This is a genomic window from Aeromonas sp. 9A (assembly GCF_963900955.1).
GTDB lineage: Bacteria > Pseudomonadota > Gammaproteobacteria > Enterobacterales > Aeromonadaceae > Aeromonas > Aeromonas salmonicida.
In genome coordinates this window covers 4050759-4069020 of record NZ_CAWRFG010000001.1, presented here as the reverse complement: position 1 = coordinate 4069020, position 18262 = coordinate 4050759, and the positions used below count along the sequence as shown (strand labels likewise).

Genomic DNA, 18262 nt, shown 5'->3' with positions numbered 1-18262 from the left:
CACCATGACGCAATTCGATTACATCATAGTGGGGGCGGGCAGCGCTGGCTGCGTGCTGGCCAACCGCCTGAGCGAGAATGGTCAGCACAGGGTGCTGCTGCTGGAGACGGGGGGCAGCGACAAGAGCATCTTCATCCAGATGCCGACCGCTCTCTCCATCCCCATGAACACCAAAAAGTATGCCTGGCAGTTCGAGACCGAGCCCGAGCCCCATCTGGACGGGCGGCGCATGCACTGCCCACGGGGCAAGGTGCTGGGAGGATCTTCCTCCATCAATGGCATGGTCTATGTGCGCGGCCACGCCGGTGACTTTGACGAGTGGCAGCAGGCCGGGGCGCAGGGTTGGGATTACGCCAACTGCCTTCCCTACTTCAAGCGGGCCGAGCAGTGGGCCTTCGGTGGGGATGAGTATCGCGGCGCTGAGGGACCCCTTGGGGTCAACAATGGCAACCAGATGCAAAACCCCCTCTATCAGGCTTTCGTCGATGCCGGTGTGGAAGCTGGCTACGACGGGACGGCGGATTACAACGGCCGCCAGCAGGAGGGGTTCGGCCCCATGCACATGACGGTCAGGCAGGGGGTTCGCAGCTCCAGTGCCAATGCCTATCTCAGACCCGCCATGGGGCGGGCCAACCTCACAGTGCTGACCGGTGCCCTGGTCCACAAGGTGTTGCTCGAGGGCAAACAGGCGGTCGGGGTGCGCTTCGAACGCAAGGGCAAGACGGAGGAGGTGAGGGCCGGCAAGGAGGTGATCCTGAGTGCAGGCCCTATCGGCTCACCTCATCTGCTGCAACTCTCCGGCATCGGCGATCCCGATACCCTGAGGGCGGCAGGGATAGGGGTACTGCACCCTCTGCCCGGGGTGGGCGAAAACCTGCAGGACCATCTGGAGTTCTACTTCCAGTTTCGCTGTCAGCAACCCATCACCCTCAATGGCAAACTGGGTCTGTGGGACAAATTCCTCATCGGCAGCCGCTGGCTGCTGCGCAAGGATGGCCTGGGGGCGACCAATCACTTCGAGTCTTGTGGCTTCATCCGCTCCAAGGCGGGGGTGCCCTGGCCGGATCTGCAATACCACTTCCTGCCTGCCGCCATGCGTTATGACGGCAAGGAGGCGTTTGCGGGCCATGGCTTCCAGGTTCACATAGGCCACAACAAGCCCCGCAGTCGCGGCCAGGTGCAGGTGCGCTCGGCCGACCCCCGTCAGGCCCCCGCCATCCGCTTCAACTATCTCTCCCATCCGGATGATGTCGAAGGATTTCGCGCCTGCGTGCGACTGACCCGGGAGATCATCGGTCAGCCGGCCCTGGATACCTATCGGGGAGAGGAGATACAGCCAGGGGTGTCGGTACAAAGCGACGAGCAGATAGATGCCTTCGTGCGCAGTGCCGTGGAGAGCGCCTACCACCCCTCCTGCTCCTGCAAGATGGGGACGGACTCCCTGGCGGTGGTGGATCCCGAGACCCGGGTTCATGGCCTGCAGGGGCTGCGGGTGGTGGATTCTTCCATCTTCCCGACCATTCCCAATGGCAACCTCAATGCCCCCACCCTGATGGTGGCCGAGCGCGCCGCCGACCTGATCCTGGGCAAGGTGCCACTGACGGCGCACCCGGTCGAGGTGGGGCTGGCCGACCACTGGCAGGAGAAGCAGCGTCCGCGGGAGCCAGTGCGTTCCCTGGCTTGAGCCTGTTGGTTTAATAAATAGAGATGCCACTACCCGGATGGCAGTTCGTCAGACCTTAGCTATCGCCCGATCGCACTTGATACCGGCGATAGCTAAGCCCTGATCCCGTGTCCATTTCCCCTCGCCACTGCGGGGTTGGGGGAGTCATGTCCGCAGGAAGCCGAACTGCCTCTTGAACACCACAATGCAATGACAAGGAGCACTTATGTTTGGTCACGAAAGGGATATCGCAGGAGGTCAGTCATGACAGTCTGGCTCAGTGCAGGAATACTGTTTACCTTTGCCGCTATCGCCTTTGTGCTCTATCGCTGGGGCAATATTCGTTGTATCGGTACCACGCCGGTGCGCACCTTTACCTTCGTCGCCATCCTGTTCACCTCCGGCCTGGATGTGGGGCTCATCATGTTCCCGCTCACCGAGTTTGCCGGTTATGCCGATCTGCAGGCGAGCCCGGAATATGGCTTCACCAATCCGCTTGCCATTGAATTCGGTTACTGGGGATTTCTTATCTGGGGTTTCTACTTTCTGACCTGTTTCTATTTCTGCGTGATAGAACCCAGAGTGAAGTTCTTTGAGCTGGCGCCGGTGAAGTTCCTCAACAACCTGGTGATCATAGGCACCTGTGCCTTCACCGCCTATCTGCTGCTGAGCAACCTGCCCTGGTATCTGCCCCAGATCGGGGATGGCGAGAGCCTGGTGGCGAGTTTTTACCTGATAGTGCTGCTGGTGATTGCGCTCTCCATCTATTCGAGCACCAGCCTGAAGTTCGTCAGGATCCTGAGTCTGGGCACGACGACCTGCTTCATCTCCCTGATCGCCCTGATGTGGGGCGCCGCCTTTCTCACGCCGGCGGGATCCCTGGCCGATTTTGCCGCGACGCTGGCACTGGTGGGAGGATACTTTGGTCACATAGAGCGCTTCGTGCTGCCCCTCAATGATTACCACGCCTTTTACCTCTATTGGTGGTTCTCCTGGAGCATCATGATCGGTCAGTTCACCGCCCGCTTCGTCGGTGGCCTGCGTACCTGGCAACTGCTGGGGGCCATGCTGGTGTTCCCCTCCCTGGCCATCGCCGTCTGGTTCGCCGTGCTCTACTACTACCACGAGCAGGGGCTCTCGACCGCCGGCTTCTTCAACTGGGCCATGGTAGCCGTGGGGATCACCATGGTGATCAACTCCCTCGACTCCCTGATCCGCCTCTATACCGACAACCTGGGGTTGACGACCCAGCGGCTCGGCCAGTGGCGTTACTTCGGGCTCAACCTGCTGATGCTGGCCGGCTTGACCCTGCTGTTCAAGCTCGACTTCCTGCAGATCCAGTGGGTCGGTGCCCTGGTGATCGGCCTCTTCTTCGCCTGTTTCGGCTACATCATCAGGTACAAGCTGAAGGCGGTGAGCAGCATAGAGGGCGCGCCAAAGGAGAATCGCCTCGACTACGGCAAGATAGAGCTGGCCGGATAAGAGGGGGAGCCTGGGGCGCAGAGTCGGTGTGCTTCAAGGCTGGATCCGCCGGTCAAACAGAGCCGAGACCTTGCTGCCTGTCACCTCCTTGTGAGCCAGGCATACGATCGCCCGCACATCCGCGTGTCAGCATGCTCATGAAACGGGACAGGGAGGGTCTCTTTGATGAATTTATTATCGAGGCAAAGGTTGACGATAAAGGGAGGCTGACACAAAGATGGCTCGCCTGCCGATGTGCGCAGGGATCAGTGCTGGAACAGGGTGAGGTGGACTCGGTGAAGCCATCGTGGATACGACGTCGGAAAAAAGAGAAAGGGGTGAACCCGGAAGGCGTGCTGCAAACAGGGCTCTTGCTGTTTAGCGCAGCCTGTGGGGCTACCCTGCTGTTGGCAGCCTGCAACGGCAGCTGAAAGGCATAAAAAAAGCCCGCTCGATGAGCGGGCTCTTCAAATTTGGCTCCTCCTGCTGGACTTGAACCAGCGACATACGGATTAACAGTCCGCCGTTCTACCGACTGAACTAAGGAGGAATTATTGGTGCCCAGAGACGGAATCGAACCGCCGACACGGGGATTTTCAATCCCCTGCTCTACCGACTGAGCTATCTGGGCAACGGCGCGCATTAAACCCTTTATACGCAGATGTGTCAACCACAGGGGGCAGATTGAGGTACCGTTCGCTCGATAACCGAGCAACTTTCCCTCCTGTCAGCGGTTTTTACCCTCAATTCTGCCTTGTTGTGCTGTTTTTCGTTGTGGGCAATGAAAAAGGGGGCCTGAGCCCCCTGGGTGCATTGGATGACTCAGTGACGGCTGACGATGATCCGCCCTGTGCTCATGTCGCGGGCCTGACCGGTGACGCTGATCTTGAGACCATGCTCGGGCAGCAGGCGACCCGCATCCGGGATCTCCTTGCTCTGGTAGCTGCGGGAATCCTTGAACACCCGGTTCGGGGTGACCCAGAAATCGCGCAGCAGGGAGCCGCTCGGGTGCTTGAGGTTGAGCGGTTGCTGGAAGCCCAGGCTGAAGGCGGCATCGTGGATCTGGTAGCGGGTGCCGGCGACGGCGCCGTCACTCCACTTCAGAGTGCGTTGGTCTGCATCAACGACGCCGAGGAAGCCCTCACCCGGGTGGACGCCTACCCAGTTGTTGTCCTGGCTGTTGTCCACGTACCAGAGCAACATACCCGGCTCGTAGCGCATCAGCTGGTCAGACACATTGATGTGGGCCAGCCCCTTGTCGACCCCTGCATGGTTGCGCCACTCGGCCAGATAGTAGTGATCCTTGGCCTCGTTGCCGTTGCTCTTCACAAACCCGGCCAGGGTAAAAGCAGAGTTGCCTTCAGCCCCATCGCTCACCAGCGTATCCCCGTCGGCCAGGATCAGGATCTCGTCCACGAAGAGGCCGTTCTCGGCCACGCCGCCATCGCTCAGGTATTGCAGGGTCAGGGTTATCTTCTGACCGGCCCAGGGGCTCAAGTCAAATTCGGCATCGGTCCAGCCATTGGAGTTGCCCGTGATGCCGACGCCAAAGCCGATCCCGTTCGGATCGTCGCTGGTGGTCAGGTTGCCGGGGATGGGCTGACCGTTGACCAGCACCCGCCCATAGTCAAACCCCTCTTCAATCTGGTACCAGGCCTTGAACGCCAGACTGGCGCTCTGCTTGCCGGTCAAGTCCAGGGTGAGGTTCATGCGGTTGTCGAGGTTGTTGGCCTTGCCACCGTGGTATTCGTATTGGCCGGCATAAGGCGGATTGAGCGGTATCTGCTTGGCGGGCAGATTGATGCGTACCACGTCGTCGTTGCGGCCCTTGTCGTTGGCTTGATCCAGCATGTAGACGTTGCCGCGGGGGCTGAGGTCGGCGAGCTGCACATTGCTGCCGTGCAACCAGTTGCCGCCGAGGGAGGCCTGCAGGAACTCCTTGGCCCAGGCGGAGAAACCGGTCGGCTCTGTGCCGCCTATCACGCCGGCCCAGGAGCCGGATGACATGATGGACCAGGTGGCCACAGGTTCACCCTTGCCTGTGTACTTGGTGTCGTACTCGTCCGGCAGTCCCAGATCGTGGCCATATTCATGGGCACAGACCCCGGCCGCCGCATCGATGGGCTGGATGGTGTAGTCGTAGGCGGCAAACTGGCCGCCGAAGTTGCCGTTCGGGCTGCTGGTGCCGGGGATGGGGAAGGGGGCACCCAGGTTCCAGCGATGGGCCCAGATGGCATCCTCGCCAAGATCGCCACCACCGGCCTCTTCCCCCACGCTGGAGTGGAAGATCATCAGGTGGTCGATGAGACCGTCCGGCTCGTTCCGGTTGCCGTTGCCGTTGAGATCGTAACGATCCTCCTGGTCAAACTGGGCCAGATCGATGGAGGGGTCATTGGCCACCTGGATCAACGCCTCCTTCACCAGGTCCCGAATGGTGTTGGGGGTGGCATTGGCGCCGTAGTAGGCGGCATTTTTGTCGGCGGTATACCAGCCCGCCACCTGACCGCGCACGCTGTAGCTCTTGCCGGATTGCTGCTCGTAGAACTGGCGCATGGAGATGAAGGTTTCACCGTTCGGGCCCTTGTAGCCCTTACCGGAGAACAGCAGGTCGTTGTAGTGCTCGGGTGTGTAGTCCGGGTAGTACATCTTGGTGAGATCCGGGGTGACGCTGTTCTTCGGGTAGTCGGGAAAGTCCACCAGGATGGCGAGGATCTTGTCCTTGCGCATCTTGCCGTTGTAGTGCTCCTTCTCGATGGACTTGAGCAGCAGGGTGGGCACACGGTCGCCGGGACGGGCCGTGCCGTTCAGGCGGATCTTCTTGAGAATGGTCTCTCGCATCTTGCCCTCTTTCACCGCCAGGGTGCCGCTGTGGCCCTGGTAGGCTCGCGACTTTTCGCGATAAAAACGGGCGAGGGCGGCCTGCTCCATCTCGGGGGAGGCCAGGGTGGGGATGCGGCCGCTTTTCTTCAGCATATCCAGCACCTTCACCTCGTCGGCCAGGGGGGCATCGAACGGGCCATGTACCGGGGCGGCCATGGCGTGGTTTCCAATCATAAGGGTTGAGCCGATGATCAGGCTCATTATTGTTTTTTTAGGCATTCTATGTGCTCCTTCACATGATAAAAGGGAGCCTTGCTGGCTCCTCTTTCCGTACGGGCCCTGTTGCGCCCGCGTCCCTTGATACACCCCTTGAGTGACCCTTGTCACCGTGTGAAAACTGGTGGATAGTGCTGATTTCACAGTGCTTTTCGATGGGGTTGTGCGTATCGTCAATCCAGATGTGAAGTTCCGTATGGGACATTTCACGAGAAGCGGCAGATTACACTTTATTAACCTTTTATGATGGCACCCCATTTGGGGTGGCCCCGGGTGAGCCGCTATCTTGGCTTGTGCATTGAGCCGGATGCACTCTGCGGGTATGCTTTGCCGCAACTATGCCGCTCCGGGTGAATGTGAGCCGAAGCAGGCACCCGATTGCCGACGGCATGTGACACTAACAAAGTAGTAGCTGGGGTTAATATGAGTCTTGATATGCAAGAGTGGCGTGCAGAGACCACCGCCATCGTCAACGAGTTGCTGGCCGATGGCAGCAACCCGGATCTGGAATATGACATTGAGCACCACTTCGCCTGTCAGGATTTCGATCAGCTGGAGAAAGCGGCCGTCGACCTGTTCAAGGCCGGTTTTGAAGTGACTGACGCGGAAGAGATGGAGCTGGATGACGGCGCCCCCATCTTCTGTTTTGATGCCACCATAGAGCGCAAGCTGGACATAGAGACCATAGTGGCCGACATCGAGAAAATGTTGCCGATCCTCAAAAAGTACGGCGTGGATTACGACGGCTGGGGCACTTACTTCCAGGAGTAAGGACGACAGCGGGTGTCGGCGCTGTGCCGGACAACAAAAAGGCCACTTTCGAGTGGCCTTTGTTTTGTCTGCGATCAGCTGCCGGGCAACTGATAGTTGCGGGCAAACTCGTCGGGTGGCAGCGGGCGGCTGAACAGGTAGCCTTGCAGCCGATCGCAACCGGCTTGTACCAGCCAGGCTTGCTGCTCGGGGGTTTCAACCCCTTCGGCGGTGATCCTGATCCCAAGCTCGTGGCCCAAGCCGATGACGGAGCGCACTATGGCGGTGGTGGCCTGGTTGGTGGCCAGCCCCTGGGTGAAGCTGCGGTCCAGCTTGAGGGTAGCCACCTGCAGCCGTGGCAGGTAGGCGAGCGAGCAGTAACCTGTGCCGAAGTCATCGATGGCGAGCTGGAAACCTGCCTCAATCAGATTGGCGAGGTTGCTCTCAATCTCGTCGGCGTTCTCCATCAGCACCCCTTCGGTGATCTCCAGCTCCAGTTGCCAGGGGGCGAGCCCGTGACGCTCTATGCAGGCGAAGATCTGCGGGCAGAGGTCGGGGTCACGAAATTGCAGCGGTGACAGATTGATTGAGAGCACCAGATCCGGCGCCGCACCCTGCCAGCGGGCCAGTTGGGCACAGCCCTGTTCCAGCATGCGCTGACCGAGCTGGCCGATGAGCCCCAGCTCCTCTGCCAGCGGGATGAATTCATCTGGCGAGATCATGCCGAGTTCGGGGTGGGGCCAGCGGCAGAGCAGTTCAGCCCCGTGCAACTGATTGTTGCGGGTGCTGATGATGGGCTGATAGACGGCGGTGAGTTGCCCCGACTTGATGGCCAGCGGCAGCTGGGCCGCGATCAGCTGACGGCGTTTGAGTTTGGCGTCTAGCTCGGGATCGAACAGGGTACAGTGCTGCTGCTGACGCTTGCCCTGGGCCAGCGCGGCCTCGGCATGGCTCAACAGCCGTTCGGCGTCGTTGGCCCTGCCGTGGGCAATGCCAAGGAACACAGGGATCTGGATCCTGTGTTCTTCGATCTGGTAGGGCACCATCAGCTCGTTTTGCAGGCGGCGACTCCAGTCCGCCAGCGGTTCGCTCAGCTCGGGCAGCAGCATGGCAAAGTCGTCGGCGGCGACCCGGCACACCAGTGACTGGGGCGGCGCCAGCTGTTGCAGACGACGAGCCACCTGGCTCAGCAGGCGATCGGCGACCCGGATGCCGAAGCGGTCATTGATCTCGCGAAAGTGTTGCAGGTCGACCAGCAGCAGGCTGGCCTTGCGGGCCCCGAGGTGGCGACTGGTCTGCAGAAAATGGGAGAGTTTGAGCAGGCCGGTCAGGCTGTCGTAGTGCTGCTCCTGCTGCAACTGGGCCTGGGTGGTCCGCAGTCCGGTGATGTCACGGCTCAAGGTCAGGATGCCGAGGGAGTTGCCCTCGTCGTCCGGCACATCGACCCGGGTTATCTCCAGGTGGCGGCCCTGACCGTTGGCATCCACCAGGCAGTATTCGCCCCGCCCCATGGGCAACTCGGTGGAGAGTCTGTGTGCGACACGCTGGCCGAGCGCCTCGCTCGCCGCCATGCCCATGAAGTCGAGAAAGGCCTGGTTGCAGTCGATGAGCAGTCCCTGATGGTCTTCCAGCCGGATGGGATCCGGGATGGCGTCAAGCAGCCGGCGCTGCAGCAGCTGCTGCTGGCGAAAGGTCTGCTCCAGCTCCTTGCGCTGGCCAATCTCGTTGACCATGCCAAACAGCGCCACCGGCTTGCCTTGCTCGTCATAGAGGGGGATCTTGTGGATCTCCATCCAACGGGTGCTGTCGCCACTGTTGCAGTGCAGCTGCTGATAGAGCAGAGGATTGCCCTCTGCCAGCAGGCGATCATCCTCTTCCCGAAAGATGTTGCCCCATGGCATCTCTATGTCCGTCTTGCCGATGAGATCTTCTGTTTGCTGCAGACCGGCCTGCTCCACAAACGTGCGGTTGGCAAACAGGTAGCGCCCGTCCGTATCCCGACAGAAGATATTCATGGGCAACTGATCGATGATCTGCTGTAACAGCGTCAGGGTGAGCAAGGAATTCACGCAGGCACTCACGGGGGTAATTTCGAGCAAATCTATGATAGCAGACGGGTTTTGTAAAGCTTGGGTTAACGAGGATGCATTTCTGCCGATCTCTGCTGACAGTCTGTGTCGTCAACGCCATAATAGCCGCCGGTTGGCCGATGGCCGAATAATATGGATGAGAGAAGCAGCATGAAAAAGATATTGGGGATCGCCCTGGCCCTGCTGATGGCCGGGTGTGCCAGCGACAACAATGGTGGTGAGCAGTACCGCTATAACCCACCGGTTGCCAAGGCGACCAACAACACCCAGGAGATGCAGATCCCGGTGGATCTGGTGTGGGCGCGCGCCGAGAAGTGGTTTGCCGATCACGGTCTCAACATCGAGAACAGCCAGCGTGGATCGGGTCTGATGACGGCCAACGTCGAAAACTCCGCCGATGGTCTGGAGTGGCTGGATTGCGGCACCATGGGTTCCAAAGTGGCGCTGGGCAACCCCAATCTGCAGATCAATCTGATCATCACCCAGAGCGGCAACAACAGCGTGGCGACCGTCAACGTCAAGGGCAATACCCAGCTCTACTTCGTTGAGTCGTCCGGTGAGCGTGTTGCAGCCCCTTCCATCACGCCTGTCTGTGTCTCCCAGGGGCGCCTGGAACAGAGTCTGTTTGCCACTCTGGGCAACTGATCCGCCTCTGTCAGCCGCCTGCTTGTATGGTGGCCAGCATCAAACACCCCCTTGCTTGCAGCGGGGTGTTTGTTTTTGGGCGGTCAGCGTGCCTTGAATAGAGGGTATATACCGCCGTCAGCGCATTTCAGGTTCTGACACCCGGGTGCCCCTGTGTTGCCGCCAGACATAAAGAAAAACGCCCCCGGCAGGGGCCGGGGGCGTTCGGAGCGTCAGCACGACTGGCTGGCGACTAGAGGGCGCTGTCGCCGTGAAAGAGTGCCTGCTCGCCGGATTTGAGCACATAGCCTTTCCAGGGGAAGAGCTGGTAGGCACCTCCCTGCCAGGACCAGTTGCCCTCATCCCCTTGTCGGGTCAGCAAGGTCTGCTCACCGTTTGGCAGAGTCAGTTCGGCCTTGCTCTGGTCGGCATTGAACAGCACGAAGGCGCTGCCGGTCTCATCCGATTTGAGGGATTGCAGTCTCACTGCCTGCTCAAACAGGCGCACGCACTGGTTGGTCAGCGCTGACCATTGATAACCGGCGCTGGCACGACAGCCGTGGATATCCTGATCATTGCCGACCATATGCTGGGTCGGGGTACTGCAAGCCGCCAGCAGCAGGGAGGCGGCCATCAGAGTCAGAGTGCGCATGCTTACTCCTGCTTGTCTTCGAGCTTGCCTTCGAGATTGTCCCGTTCGATGACGATGTTGGAGAAACCCAGCTCCTTGAAGTAGTTCTCCTGGTAATCCTTCACGCTCTTCTTGTCGCGGCGGCAGACTTGGGCCAGCTGGGCCTCCATGGCATGGAAGCTGGAGAGATCCAGCCCTTCGGCGGCGGCAATGGCATCGTAGATGCTGCGAAACTTGTCGTTCGCATAGCCGAGCTCTTTGGTCTGCTTTTTGTAGGTGTAGGTAATCTTAAACGCCATCTGGCCCTTCCTTCTTCAATTTGGCTTGCTTGCGCTGGACATAGAGGTAGAGGCTTTCGACCTTCTCCCGTGCCCAGGGGGTCTTGCGCAAGAACTTCAAGCTGGATTTGATACTGGGGTCGTCGGTGAAGCAGCGGATGTTTATCTGCTGTCCGAGCTCTGCCCAGCCATAGTGCTCGACCAGGGCGGTGACGATCGCCTCCAGGGTCAGCCCGTGCAGCGGGTTTTTTGCTTGCGAGGAGCCTGGTTGGTCACTCATGCGTCGGCCGCCAGCTTGGCAAAGGGTTGACCCATGCGAGTGGTGACGCCATTGGCCAGATGGGGCTCAAAACCGGCCAGCATGCCGGGGCCAAACAGGCAGACCACGGTACTGCCGAGCTTGAACAGGCCCATCTCGGCCCCTTTTTGCAGTGTGATGGCCTCATCACCGCTGTAATCCCAACGCACCACTTCTTTCTGCCTGGTCGGCGCTATATTGCCGGCCCAGATGGTTTCGATACTGGCGACTATGGTGGCGCCGACCAGCACCAGCGCCATGGGGCCATGGGGGGTGCGGAAGGTGGCGACCACACGTTCGTTGCGAGCGAACAGGTTGGGCACATTCTCGGCGGTGAGCGGGTTGACGGAGAAGAGATCCCCCGGCACGAACACCATGCTCTCCAGTACGCCGTCCAGCGGCATATGGATGCGGTGGTAATCCTTGGGTGCCAGATAGATGGTGGCGAAATCACCGTCCTTGAACGGCGCCACCAGATCCTCGAAGCCACCCAGCAGTTCACGAGCGCTGTAGTCGTGGCCCTTGGCCTGGATGATGCGCCCCTGATGGATGGGGCCGAGTTGGCTGACGGTGCCGTCCACCGGCAGGGCCAGGGTCATGGCATCCTCGACCAGCGGACGGATCCCCGGCTTGAGCTCGCGGGTGAAGAAGGCGTTGAAGCTCGCGTAGTGGGCCGGATCTTCGTGCAGCGCTTCGCTCATGTCGACGCCGTACTGCTTGATAAAGGCCTCTATCACCCGGGTGGTGAGGTTGCCCGCTTCTGCTGCAGCCAGCTTGCCCACCAGACGGGAGAGGGCGTGCTTGGGCAAACAGTATTGACCGGCAATTTTCAGGTTGTCAGTGATGCTCATGATCTTGATCTGGTCTTTATGGAAAGAGGGTTGAATAGGTCACGTCCGGGCTTGTTGCCGACCGTGGCGGGCTTCCTGCATGGTTTCCAGGATGCGGTGATAGTTGTGGAAGCGATCGGCACTGATGTCGCCACGGTCGACCGCCGCACGCAGTGCGCAGCCTGGGTCGTCCTTGTGGGTGCAGTCGCGGAATCGGCAACCACCCAGGTAGTCACGAAACTCGATGAAGCACCAGGTGATGCGATCGGCTTCCAGATGCCAGAGTGCGAACTCGCGGATCCCGGGGGAGTCGATGAGATCGCCGCCGCTCGGGAAGTGATAGAGTCGCGCTGTGGTAGTGGTGTGCGTACCTAGCCCCGAGTTTTCGGAGATCTCGCCGGTCAGCACATCCAGCCCCGGCATCAGGGCGTTGGTCAGGGATGATTTGCCCACCCCGGACTGGCCGACGAAGATGCTGATCTTGCCTTCGAACTGGGCCTTGAGCTCATCGAGGCCTTCGCCGCTCTCACAGCTCACCAGGATCACCTGATAGCCCAGCTTGCGATAGGGGTCGAGTTGTCGTTCGACACGGATGCGGGCAGCCTCATCGAGCATGTCGACTTTGTTCAGCACTATGAGTGGCTGTATCTCCACATCCTCGGCGGCGACCAGATAACGGTCGACAATGTTGGTGGAGAACTCGGGCATCACCGCCGAGACGATGATGATCTGGTCGATGTTGGCGGCGATGGGTTTGACCCCGTCGTAGAAATCCGGCCGGGTCAACACTGAGTGGCGCGGATGCACCGCCTCGATGACGCCCGCTGTCGCGGTATTGAGGCCGGGCCGCCAGACCACCTTGTCGCCGCACACCAGGCTGCTGATGCTGCTGCGACGCAGGTTGCTGCGGTGGATGGTGCCGTCAGTCGCTTCTACGTCAGCATGCTGACCGAAACGGCTGATCACCACTCCTTCAATGGCCGGGCCAAACAGGGTGTCATCCACGACAGTGGTGTGATCTTTTTGCAACCGCCGCTCGCGGTTGGCCTGGACGCGCCTTTGTTGACCCAGATTGAGTTTTGCTTTCTTTGCCACTCGATTCGCCAGTTTATGAACAGATTCAAAGCCAGTATGATACATGCAAATTGGCAAAATTCCGCCATTCCTCCCAATAGAGAGAATAATCATGACAGTCAGCGCGCAGAACCTGGTATGGATCGACATGGAGATGACGGGTCTGGACCCCGAAGAGAACGTGGTACTGGAGATCGCCACCATAGTCACCGACAAGGATCTGAACGTGCTGGCAGAAGGGCCTGTCATCGCCATCCACCAAAGCGATGAAGAGCTGGCCAAGATGGACGACTGGAACGTCAACACCCATACCAAGAGCGGACTGGTGGCCCGGGTCAAGGAGAGTCAGTATGACGAAGCCAGGGCCGTGGCCGAGACCCTCGATTTCATTCGCCAGTGGGTACCGGAGCGCACCAGCCCGCTGTGCGGCAACAGCATAGGCCAGGATCGCCGCTTCATGGTCAAGCACATGAGCGAGCTGGAAGCCTTCTTCCATTACCGCAACGTTGACGTCAGCACCATCAAGGAGCTGGTACGTCGCTGGCAGCCCGAGCTGCTGGATCAGTTCACCAAGAGTGGCTCCCACATGGCGCTGGACGATATTCGTGAATCCATCGCCGAGCTGCGCTTCTACCGTAGTCACGTCTTCAAGATCTGATTGCCTGGCATGGGGTTGCCATCGATTGGTTGCTAAAATCGACAGTTCGGCCAGCTTTTGAGCGAACGCGCGCAACCAGACGAAAAAGCCCTTGCAATTGGAAAGACTGCTCTTATAATTCGGCTCCCGTGCAGTAGCGCAAGCAACCAAATGCTGCACGATTTGTTTTGATGCCATTTTATGGTGTGTGCGGGAATAGCTCAGTTGGTAGAGCACGACCTTGCCAAGGTCGGGGTCGCGAGTTCGAGTCTCGTTTCCCGCTCCAAATTGTGATGATGAAACTGGTTCAATCCAGCCCGATGCGGGAATAGCTCAGTTGGTAGAGCACGACCTTGCCAAGGTCGGGGTCGCGAGTTCGAGTCTCGTTTCCCGCTCCAATCATCTTCACAGACCAGATAATGACAACGCTGTTGCGGGAATAGCTCAGTTGGTAGAGCACGACCTTGCCAAGGTCGGGGTCGCGAGTTCGAGTCTCGTTTCCCGCTCCAAAATGTGATGATGAAACTGGTTCAATCCAGCCCGATGCGGGAATAGCTCAGTTGGTAGAGCACGACCTTGCCAAGGTCGGGGTCGCGAGTTCGAGTCTCGTTTCCCGCTCCAAAATGTGATGATGAAACTGGTTCAATCCAGCCCGATGCGGGAATAGCTCAGTTGGTAGAGCACGACCTTGCCAAGGTCGGGGTCGCGAGTTCGAGTCTCGTTTCCCGCTCCAAAATGTGATGATGAAACTGGTTCAATCCAGCCCGATGCGGGAATAGCTCAGTTGGTAGAGCACGACCTTGCCAAGGTCGGGGTCGCGAGTTCGAGTCTCGTTTCCCGCTCCAATCATCTTCACCAGCGCAAAACGACCATTTATGTTGCGGGAATAGCTCAGTTGGTAGAGCACGACCTTGCCAAGGTCGGGGTCGCGAGTTCGAGTCTCGTTTCCCGCTCCAACACATTTGCAAGTAACATCCTGTTGCGGGAATAGCTCAGTTGGTAGAGCACGACCTTGCCAAGGTCGGGGTCGCGAGTTCGAGTCTCGTTTCCCGCTCCAATTTCTCTTCAAGTGCCCTCTCTGTACGTCATCGAGTACTGAACCAATCGCAGTCGGTAGAGCACGATTCATGCTTGCCAAGGCTGGGGTCACGAGTTCGAATCTCGTTTCCCGCTCCAATTTCTCTTCGTAGTACCAGCATTCCTTTTAATCCTTCAAAAATGACTCCCGTATCGCGCTGCGATGCGTTTGTGTTCCTGCTTTTCAGCTCTATCCCTCTGTTTGCCAAACTTGCTTAGCCTGATACCAAGACGCTGCCCTGGTGGCCTGATGGTTGAGGAGCGACAAGGGGGAAATGGCGGGCAAGCGCAGTCACAAGCCGGAGAGGGTCTGGTCACAAGCGGGCGATGAACAATGGTGGAGTGGTAAACGGCAGGCAAAAAAATAGGAGGAGCAGGTCTCCTCCTACAGGCTCACTGGCGTGGCTTAAAGCAGAGTAACGTTCTCAGCCTGAGGACCTTTTTGGCCCTGAGTCACAGTGAACTGGACTTTTTGACCTTCAGCCAGGGTCTTGAAACCTGTGCTCTGGATGGAGGAGAAGTGAACGAAAACGTCCGGTCCCTGGGATTGCTCGATGAAGCCAAAACCCTTGGTTTCGTTAAACCATTTTACTTGGCCGGTGCGAATGTCAGACATGTGGTAAGTCCTATCTATAACGAAATGAAACTAAGCCTTGTTGGGCAGCATTTGCCTAGGAATCAGGGGTTGAAGCATGACTGACCACGTCAATTTGTCCCAGTAGCATGTAGAACAATCCCTGTCTAAAGCACAAACGATTGTACGTGAGAGCAGATCCTTGTCAATTTTGCGCTTTTCATTTTTTGAGCAAGCTAAAAATATTGTGAAGTCAGCGGCTTATTTCACGGTGCTGGATCAAAAAGCGGGAGGCTCATGGCCTCCCGTTTTGTCACTCCTTGAGGGCGAACCCTTGGCCCTGCCGGTCATACCGATAGATGGCCTGACCGTAGGAGCGGATCTCCACCCGCTGGATGCGGCGGTTGTCATCCACCAGAATGAACACCGACTTGCCCGATTGCAGCCGGGTCAAAGGGCGGTCCGGCCCTTCGATGGCAATCAGGCGACTGAGCTCGGCGCCTGGCAGCTCGAACTTGCGCCAGATGGAGTAGAGGGTTTCACCGGCTTGCACATCGTGCTGTAGCCAGCTGCCATCTACTTTCTCTTCGACCGGTTTGGCGGCCGAGGTGCCATTGCCAGTAGTCAGCGCTTCGGCTGGCACGGCCAGCGGTACGGCGAGCGAACCGGACGGGGCGGTTGTCGGCATGGCAGGCGCAGGCTCCCAGGCCAGCAACAGCAGCCAGATGGGCACCAGCACCAGCAGGCCTATGGTATGTTTGCGGGGCAGCGGGTTGGCCAGCTTGAATTTGCCCGCGCTGGCCTCCTGGCCGCGTTGGCCAAGGCCACGCATCCCTTGGCCGATGCGCTGGCGCAGGGGCAGGGTAGCGGCATTGATACGATGGAGCAGGGATCCTTGTGATTCGTCTTGTCGACGCTGCTGGGCTCGTCTGTTATGGCCACGTGGGCGACGGTCCGGGGTGGGCACGGCATTTACCTCTCACTACATTGCCTGCCATCAGGCAAATTCGTTGCCTATGGTAAACGGACTCGCCCCCGAGGGGGAGAGTCCGAGAGAGGAAAATTGTCAGCTGAGACGAAATTGTCCCAGTAATTGCTGCAAACGCTCGGCTGCCTGACGCAATGCCTGGCTGGCTTTGGCCGTTTCGGTCGCATCCTGAGCGATGTCATTGGCCAGTGCGTTGGTTTTTGACAGATTGCCGGACACCGTCTCGGAGACGGAGCTCTGTTCCTCGGCGGCGGAGGCGATCTGATAGGTCATGTCGTTGATGGTAGAGATAGCCTGATAGATGCTGGCGAGCGCCTCTTCCGCCAGATCCGCCTCGCCCACCGCCTGATGGGTCAGCTGCTGGCTCTGATTGATGGCGCTGACTGCATTGGCCGAGCTGAGACGGATCTTCTCGAGCAGTTCCTGGGTGTTCTGCACCGCCTGCTGGGTGTTGCCCGCCAGCTTGCGCACCTCGTCGGCCACCACCGCAAAACCTCGGCCCTGTTCGCCTGCCCGTGCTGCCTCTATGGCGGCGTTGAGCGCGAGCAGGTTGGTCTGATCGGCAATGCCCTGGATCACAGTGAGTATGTTGGTGATCTGCTCGCTGTCGTGAGCCAGCCCCTCGACCACTTCGGCGCCTTTGCCTGCTTCGGCCGCCACCTTGTGCATTGACTGGATCACCTGCTGGAAGCGTACCTTGCCCTGATCCGCCGCGCTCTGGGCCTGCTTGGCCGAGTCTGCGGTGTTGTTGGCGTGGGTGGCCACTTCCTGGCTGACATAGGACATCTCCTGTACTGCGGTCAGCATCTGCTCCATCTCCGCCTGGTGATGCTGCAAGTTGGTGTCGGTCTGCCCTGCGATGCGGTCGGTATCACCGGCGTGGCGGTTCACCTCGCTGGCGGTTTTCAGCACATCCCCCAGCAGCACCTGCAACTTGTCGATGAAGCGGTTGATGCCCTTGGCGAGATCCCCCAGCTCGTCGACGGAGCGGGTGGTGAGACGCTTGGTGAGATCCCCCTCGCCATCGGCGATATCGTCCACCAGGCTGACCATCTGGCGGATGGGGCCCGTGATACTGCGCGCTATCATCAGCATGGTAGCCAGTGCCAGCACCAGTACGACAAGGGCACCCACCAGTTGCTGGGTCATGGCAGCCTGACTCATGTCGCTTAGCTGGCTTTCCAGCTGATCGGCGCCCGCCAGTACCACCTTGTAGGGCAGGGTGACTATGATGGCCCAGTTGCGGCTCATGCCTGGTACCATGATGGGCACAGAGATACGAAATGATTCGTCCAGCTCCTGACGCTGCACTTCCGGTTTCAGATATTGCTGCCACTGGTTGCCAAGCAGCTTGTCGGCCCGGCTGCCAAGCAGGCTGGCGTCACCGCTGGTGCCTGTGATGACGCCGGCGGCGCTGACGATCAGGGTCTCGCCCTTGCCGTCATAGATGTTGCTGTTGAGGGACTGGGCCTGACGGCTGATGGAGTCCACAGCCAGATCCAGCGCGGCGATCCCCTTGAACTTGCCTGCCACCATGATGGGGGTGGTGATGGTGCTCACCAGCACCTGCTGGCCGTTGATGTCCACCTTGAAGGGGTCGATGAGGCAGGAGCGTCCTTCCCGTTTTGGGCAGGAGTAGTAGTCGTTGGCCGGGTTGCCGAATTCATCCGGATCGGTCTTTTCGATGGAAAGCAGCAGGTCTGTGCCTATCTGGTCCTTGTCACGATAGAAGTAGGGCACGAAGCGGCCCTGGCTGTCGCTACCCAGCGGGCTTTGACCGGCGAAGGCGGCGTCCTGGCCGTCGAAACCGTTCGGCTCGAATCCCGCGAAGGCGCCATATAATTGTGGTTCGAGCGCGAGCTGCGCCTTGAGTAGATCCGTGGCCTGCTGGCGATCCAGCGGCAGCTTGCCCTCTTGTTGCAAGGCGAGGGCACTGGCCATCTGCTGGGTATAGGAGAGCCCCTTTTGCAGCAGCTGTGTGATGGTGGCGGCCTCGGCCCGTGCGTTGGCACTCACCTTTTGCCAGGCTTCTTGCTGCAGGGCGGCGCGACTGGAGCTGATGGTCAGCTGTTGGGTCTGTTGACCAGAATACTGGTTGAGCAGGATCAGTATGACCAGGGCTGCGGTCATGGCGATCCCGGCCATGACCAGAATTCGATTCTGGATAGAACGGAACTGCATCGTCTCTTCC

Annotated in this window: 15 protein-coding genes and 10 tRNA genes; 13 read left to right on the top strand and 12 right to left on the bottom strand. The window is 59.3% G+C overall.

All coding sequences use genetic code 11. The annotated features are described in order from the left end of the window. The first annotated feature begins 4 nt into the window (after nucleotides 1-4). Together betA and AACX78_RS18815 are read left to right on the top strand one after the other, a co-directional pair. Nucleotides 5-1684, top strand: coding sequence for a choline dehydrogenase (betA, locus tag AACX78_RS18820; protein ID WP_159167090.1), 1680 nt, complete (start codon nucleotides 5-7; stop codon nucleotides 1682-1684). Nucleotides 1685-1927: 243 nt separating this feature from the next. Continuing rightward, complete coding sequence (locus tag AACX78_RS18815) at nucleotides 1928-3145, top strand: BCCT family transporter (RefSeq protein WP_159167089.1); 1218 nt, start codon at nucleotides 1928-1930, stop codon at nucleotides 3143-3145. Nucleotides 3146-3598: 453 nt separating this feature from the next. On the opposite strand, the gene AACX78_RS18810 is transcribed toward AACX78_RS18815, so the two are convergent. The 3 genes from AACX78_RS18810 to AACX78_RS18800 all read right to left on the bottom strand — a co-directional run bounded on the left by AACX78_RS18810 (nucleotide 3599) and on the right by AACX78_RS18800 (nucleotide 6223). Then, nucleotides 3599-3674 (bottom strand) — tRNA-Asn (locus AACX78_RS18810). 5 nt (nucleotides 3675-3679) lie between these two features. Further along, nucleotides 3680-3755: transfer RNA gene (locus AACX78_RS18805), tRNA-Phe, on the bottom strand. Nucleotides 3756-3946: 191 nt separating this feature from the next. After that, nucleotides 3947-6223: an immune inhibitor A domain-containing protein gene (locus AACX78_RS18800; protein WP_159167088.1), complete on the bottom strand. Its 2277-nt coding sequence runs from the start codon at nucleotides 6221-6223 to the stop codon at nucleotides 3947-3949. A 420-nt stretch (nucleotides 6224-6643) separates the two neighbouring features. On the opposite strand from AACX78_RS18800, the gene rraB reads away from it, so the two are divergent. Beyond that, a complete protein-coding gene (gene rraB, locus AACX78_RS18795; protein WP_011898395.1) occupies nucleotides 6644-6991 on the top strand; it encodes a ribonuclease E inhibitor RraB in 348 nt (115 codons plus the stop codon). A gap of 74 nt (nucleotides 6992-7065) precedes the next feature. Here the strand turns inward: rraB and AACX78_RS18790 are convergent, their stop codons facing one another. Continuing rightward, entirely contained in the window at nucleotides 7066-9039 is a 1974-nt protein-coding gene (locus AACX78_RS18790) for a sensor domain-containing protein (protein WP_058393663.1), read from the bottom strand. Nucleotides 9040-9210: 171 nt separating this feature from the next. Here AACX78_RS18790 and AACX78_RS18785 point away from each other — a divergent pair, with 171 nt between their 5' ends. After that, nucleotides 9211-9705 carry a hypothetical protein gene (locus AACX78_RS18785; protein WP_005317941.1) on the top strand — a complete coding sequence of 165 codons (495 nt, stop codon included), beginning with the start codon at nucleotides 9211-9213 and terminating at the stop codon, nucleotides 9703-9705. Between the two features lie 232 nt (nucleotides 9706-9937). Here the strand turns inward: AACX78_RS18785 and AACX78_RS18780 are convergent, their stop codons facing one another. Genes AACX78_RS18780 through rsgA form a run of 5 tightly spaced genes read right to left on the bottom strand, consistent with a single transcriptional unit; the run spans nucleotide 9938 to nucleotide 12816 of the window. Then, nucleotides 9938-10336, bottom strand: a complete 399-nt coding sequence (locus tag AACX78_RS18780) for a hypothetical protein (protein WP_005317936.1) — start codon at nucleotides 10334-10336, stop codon at nucleotides 9938-9940. 2 nt (nucleotides 10337-10338) lie between these two features. Further along, nucleotides 10339-10614 (bottom strand): DUF2960 domain-containing protein, encoded by a 276-nt coding sequence (locus AACX78_RS18775; RefSeq protein WP_021140745.1) that lies wholly within the window; start codon nucleotides 10612-10614, stop codon nucleotides 10339-10341. Then, nucleotides 10604-10873: a VF530 family protein gene (locus AACX78_RS18770; protein ID WP_005317929.1), complete on the bottom strand. Its 270-nt coding sequence runs from the start codon at nucleotides 10871-10873 to the stop codon at nucleotides 10604-10606. Before AACX78_RS18770 ends, AACX78_RS18775 begins: the two co-directional genes overlap by 11 nt. Further along, a complete protein-coding gene (asd, locus tag AACX78_RS18765) occupies nucleotides 10870-11742 on the bottom strand; it encodes an archaetidylserine decarboxylase (RefSeq protein WP_021140743.1) in 873 nt (290 codons plus the stop codon). The genes AACX78_RS18770 and asd overlap by 4 nt, the downstream gene beginning before the upstream one ends. A gap of 39 nt (nucleotides 11743-11781) precedes the next feature. Continuing rightward, nucleotides 11782-12816, bottom strand: a complete 1035-nt coding sequence (rsgA, locus tag AACX78_RS18760) for a small ribosomal subunit biogenesis GTPase RsgA (protein ID WP_021140742.1) — start codon at nucleotides 12814-12816, stop codon at nucleotides 11782-11784. Nucleotides 12817-12907: 91 nt separating this feature from the next. Between rsgA and orn the strand changes: the two genes are divergently transcribed. From orn to AACX78_RS18715, 9 genes are all read left to right on the top strand, one after another. Next, complete coding sequence (gene orn, locus AACX78_RS18755; protein WP_159167087.1) at nucleotides 12908-13453, top strand: oligoribonuclease; 546 nt, start codon at nucleotides 12908-12910, stop codon at nucleotides 13451-13453. Between the two features lie 189 nt (nucleotides 13454-13642). Continuing rightward, nucleotides 13643-13718: transfer RNA gene (locus AACX78_RS18750), tRNA-Gly, on the top strand. Between the two features lie 36 nt (nucleotides 13719-13754). Continuing rightward, nucleotides 13755-13830, top strand: a tRNA-Gly gene (locus AACX78_RS18745). 35 nt (nucleotides 13831-13865) lie between these two features. Then, nucleotides 13866-13941, top strand: a tRNA-Gly gene (locus tag AACX78_RS18740). 36 nt (nucleotides 13942-13977) lie between these two features. After that, nucleotides 13978-14053: transfer RNA gene (locus AACX78_RS18735), tRNA-Gly, on the top strand. Nucleotides 14054-14089: 36 nt separating this feature from the next. Further along, a tRNA-Gly gene (locus AACX78_RS18730) sits at nucleotides 14090-14165 on the top strand. 36 nt (nucleotides 14166-14201) lie between these two features. After that, nucleotides 14202-14277 (top strand) — tRNA-Gly (locus tag AACX78_RS18725). Between the two features lie 35 nt (nucleotides 14278-14312). Beyond that, nucleotides 14313-14388: transfer RNA gene (locus AACX78_RS18720), tRNA-Gly, on the top strand. Nucleotides 14389-14413: 25 nt separating this feature from the next. Continuing rightward, a tRNA-Gly gene (locus AACX78_RS18715) sits at nucleotides 14414-14489 on the top strand. Nucleotides 14490-14915: 426 nt separating this feature from the next. Here AACX78_RS18715 and AACX78_RS18710 read toward each other — a convergent pair. The 3 genes from AACX78_RS18710 to AACX78_RS18700 form a co-directional block, all read right to left on the bottom strand. After that, nucleotides 14916-15125, bottom strand: coding sequence for a cold-shock protein (locus tag AACX78_RS18710; RefSeq protein WP_005317918.1), 210 nt, complete (start codon nucleotides 15123-15125; stop codon nucleotides 14916-14918). Between the two features lie 271 nt (nucleotides 15126-15396). After that, entirely contained in the window at nucleotides 15397-16050 is a 654-nt protein-coding gene (locus AACX78_RS18705) for a LysM-like peptidoglycan-binding domain-containing protein (RefSeq protein ID WP_017411852.1), read from the bottom strand. 99 nt (nucleotides 16051-16149) lie between these two features. Further along, the gene (locus AACX78_RS18700) at nucleotides 16150-18252 is read right to left on the bottom strand and encodes a methyl-accepting chemotaxis protein (protein ID WP_159167086.1); all 2103 of its coding nucleotides are present in this window, start codon (nucleotides 18250-18252) and stop codon (nucleotides 16150-16152) included. Between the last annotated feature and the right edge of the window lie 10 nt (nucleotides 18253-18262).